Below are 3,347 nucleotides of genomic sequence, written 5' to 3'. Positions count from 1 at the left end.
CAAGAAGGATAATGCAAGGTTTTTGAAAGTCCCAATCCTATTTTCTTGCACTAACATCGGACTTTAACAGGTCAAAAGCCTTATTTTAAAAGGGTTTTACCATTATTCAGCAAGCCCTAATTCTATACTCTCTCGCAAGAGTACAAGAGCGACTATCTCAACAATCGGTTATTTTTCGTGCTGTTCGTAGGCTGAGACGATTTTTTGTACTAAGGGATGACGCACCACATCGGCCCGGGATAGGTAACAAAAAGCAATCCCTTCTACTGATTTGAGGATTTTTTGAGCGGCAATTAACCCCGATTCCTGTTGTTGCGGTAAATCGGTTTGGGTGACATCTCCAGTTACTACCATGCGCGAACCGAATCCCAAGCGAGTTAAGACCATTTTTAACTGTGCTGGGGTGGTATTTTGGGCCTCATCAACGATAACAAAAGCATTAGCTAGGGTTCGTCCCCGCATATAAGCTAAGGGTGCGATTTCGATTTTACCCCGTTCCATCAGGTCGGGAATTTTGGCCGCTTCGATAAATTCGTATAAAGCATCGTAGAGGGGACGCAAAAAAGGATCGACTTTTTGCTGTAAATCCCCCGGGAGAAAGCCTAATTTTTCCCCCGCTTCCACGGCCGGCCGGGTGAGGATAATCCGTTCTACTTTATCTTCTAATAAAGCTTGTACGGCTAAAACGGCGGCTAAAAAGGTTTTCCCCGTGCCAGCAGGTCCAATACAAAAGGTGATATCGTGACTTTGAATCGCTTGGATATATTGACGCTGACGGAAGGTTTTTGCCCGAATTAGCTCCCCGCGACGGGTACGAGCGAGAATATCCTGCTGTAGTTCTTTATACTCGCTAGAACGCCCCGTATCGAGGGCATGGATAGCCGTCATAATATCGGCTTCGGCGATTAACTTGGCCTCTTGCCATAAAATACTTAAGGAGCGTACAATCGCTGTGGCACGCTCCACCGGGGTCGGTTGCCCCGCAATCCGCAATTCCAGGCCTCTGAGGACTAAATTCGCCCCAGTTTGCCTGGCTATCAATTTGAGGTTAGCTTCTTGATGACCCGCTAAAGCGATCGCACTTTCTGAACTGGGGAATTGAATCGTTTGCCAAGTTTCCGTCATGCTCGGGGCTAAATTATCCTTTGGCTAGTTCTACCACTTTAGCAAAAGCGACGGGATCGAGGACAGCTAATTGGGCCAACATTTTCCGATTCAGGAGGATATTAGCTTTCTTTAATTGTCCGGTCAGTTGGCTGTAACTGATGCCCTGTTGACGAGCAGCGGCGTTAATGCGGGTAATCCAAAGACGACGAAAATCGCGTTTACGTTTGCGACGGTCTCTATAGGCATTCCGCAAGGCCTTCATGACCTGTTGGTTAGCGGTACGGAATAAGCGCGAGTGAGAACCGCGAAAACCTTTGGCTAATTTGAGAACTTTTTTGCGTCGCTTGCGGGCGACATTCCCCCGTTTTACTCTAGACATGATAATCCTTTAGACGATTTTTCTGGAAAATTTACAAATAGGGCAACATTAAGCGCACTTCCTTCTCGTCGCGCTCGTGTACCAAGGTAATCTGGGACAAACGACGGCGCTTGCGTTCGGCACTTTTATGATCGAGTAGGTGATTTTTGAAGGCTTTGCGACGTTTGATTTTTTTGCCGCTTCCCGTGGCCTCGAATCGTTTGGCCGCCGCCTTTCGCGTTTTTAGCTTGGGCATAAACTCCCTTTTATTAAATCGACACAATCACTAATACTATCACAAATACAGGACTTTGGGCAAGGAGTGGCCAAAAGATTCCCCGGCTCATCCTTACTTTGGCAAGGTCTGTGGGTGGGAATTAAATCAATCGGGAATTTTCCCCTTCCTCTCGATCGAATCGCTAAGATCCGGATAAAGTCTTGCGTTAACACGCATCTGGAGAAGTTATGGCTAAAACCCTACTAGAACAATTACGCCAATTTACAGTGGTTGTTGCCGATACCGGCGATATCCAAGCGATCGAAGCTTTTACACCCCAAGATACCACCACTAACCCCTCCCTGATTACGGCCGCGGCCCAAATGCCCCAATATCAGCCGATTGTCGATCAAACCCTGCAAGCGGCCAGAAAAGAATTAGGAGAGCAGGCCACCCCGGAAGATGTGGCCAAATTAGCTTTCGATCGCCTAGCGATCGGTTTTGGTCTGCAAATCCTGCAAATCGTCCCCGGCCGCGTCTCGACCGAAGTAGATGCTCGTCTTTCCTACGATACCCAAGCTACCATCCACAAGGCCCGTTATCTAATTTCCCAGTATGAAAAAGCGGGTATCTCTAGAGAAAGAGTCTTAATTAAAATTGCCTCGACTTGGGAAGGGATTAAAGCCGCAGAAGTCCTCGAAAAAGAGGGAATTCACTGTAATTTAACCCTATTATTCGGGTTCCATCAGGCGATCGCCTGTGCGGAGGCGGGAGTAACCTTAATTTCTCCCTTTGTCGGTCGGATTCTCGATTGGTATAAAAAAGAAACTGGTAAAGACTACGTTGGCGCTGAAGATCCCGGAGTCCAATCCGTTACCCAGATCTATAACTACTATAAAAAGTTTGGTTATAAAACCGAAGTTATGGGGGCAAGTTTCCGCAATATCGGTGAAATTTGCGAGTTAGCTGGTTGTGATCTTTTAACCATTTCTCCGAAACTGCTCGAACAATTGCAAGGGACAGAAGCCGATTTACCCCGTAAGCTCGATCCAGCACAGGCCGCAACCCTTGATATTGTCAAAATTGCCATGGATCAAGCGACTTTTGAGAAAATGCACGCCGAAGATGCCATGGCTTCCGAAAAACTAACGGAAGGTATTCAAGGTTTTACCAAAGCTTTAGAATTATTAGAACAATTGCTGATTCAACGTTTAACCCAGTTGGAAGGTCAGTCAACCCTAGAACACGCCGCCGAAGATATTTTCCGAGTCTATGATCATGATGGGGATGGTTTCATCACCCGGGAAGAATGGGCGGGAACCGATGCGGTATTTGATGCGATCGATATTAACCATGATGGCAGAATTTCTCCCGATGAGATCGCTGTCGGTTTGGGTGCGGCTTTTCGTTTAGTGGAAGCTTGACTCTCCCCCGCTAACCGCTCGCGCGGTTTAGCGAGGGATTCTTGGTTCATAGGCTCTTGACTAGATCAAACAGGTTTAACTGAACGACCCCCAACCGACCGCCTCCGCGAGCGTTTTCTAACACGGTCAGTCCGACCGCATTTTTTCCTCGGTTCTCGATTACCTTTGCTGATGCCGTATCTCTCGGTTCGATGTGGCCGCAAGAATTACATTGGTGAACTCTTTCCGATAACGCTTTTTT

At 47.3% G+C, this 3,347-nt stretch carries 4 protein-coding genes and 1 pseudogene; 1 reads left to right on the top strand and 4 read right to left on the bottom strand.

All coding sequences use genetic code 11. The features are described 5' to 3' along the window. Positions 1-168: 168 nt before the first annotated feature. Genes IM477_RS03495 through rpmI form a run of 3 tightly spaced genes read right to left on the bottom strand, consistent with a single transcriptional unit; the run spans position 169 to position 1,721 of the window. Complete coding sequence (locus IM477_RS03495) at positions 169-1,125, bottom strand: PhoH family protein (RefSeq protein ID WP_002757181.1); 957 nt, start codon at positions 1,123-1,125, stop codon at positions 169-171. A gap of 13 nt (positions 1,126-1,138) precedes the next feature. After that, the gene (gene rplT / locus IM477_RS03490; RefSeq protein ID WP_002791991.1) at positions 1,139-1,486 is read right to left on the bottom strand and encodes a 50S ribosomal protein L20; all 348 of its coding nucleotides are present in this window, start codon (positions 1,484-1,486) and stop codon (positions 1,139-1,141) included. 31 nt (positions 1,487-1,517) lie between these two features. Next, positions 1,518-1,721 (bottom strand): 50S ribosomal protein L35, encoded by a 204-nt coding sequence (gene rpmI, locus IM477_RS03485; protein ID WP_002781071.1) that lies wholly within the window; start codon positions 1,719-1,721, stop codon positions 1,518-1,520. A 209-nt stretch (positions 1,722-1,930) separates the two neighbouring features. Here rpmI and IM477_RS03480 point away from each other — a divergent pair, with 209 nt between their 5' ends. Further along, a complete protein-coding gene (locus tag IM477_RS03480) occupies positions 1,931-3,106 on the top strand; it encodes a transaldolase (protein ID WP_287730541.1) in 1,176 nt (391 codons plus the stop codon). Between the two features lie 46 nt (positions 3,107-3,152). Here the strand turns inward: IM477_RS03480 and IM477_RS03475 are convergent. After that, positions 3,153-3,347: pseudogene (locus IM477_RS03475) on the bottom strand (RNA-guided endonuclease TnpB family protein); the annotation flags it as partial.

This window comes from Microcystis sp. M090S1 (genome assembly GCF_020246295.1).
GTDB lineage: Bacteria > Cyanobacteriota > Cyanobacteriia > Cyanobacteriales > Microcystaceae > Microcystis > Microcystis aeruginosa.
Note: the sequence above shows the minus strand (reverse complement) of the source record. Positions and strands in the feature narration are given on the sequence as shown.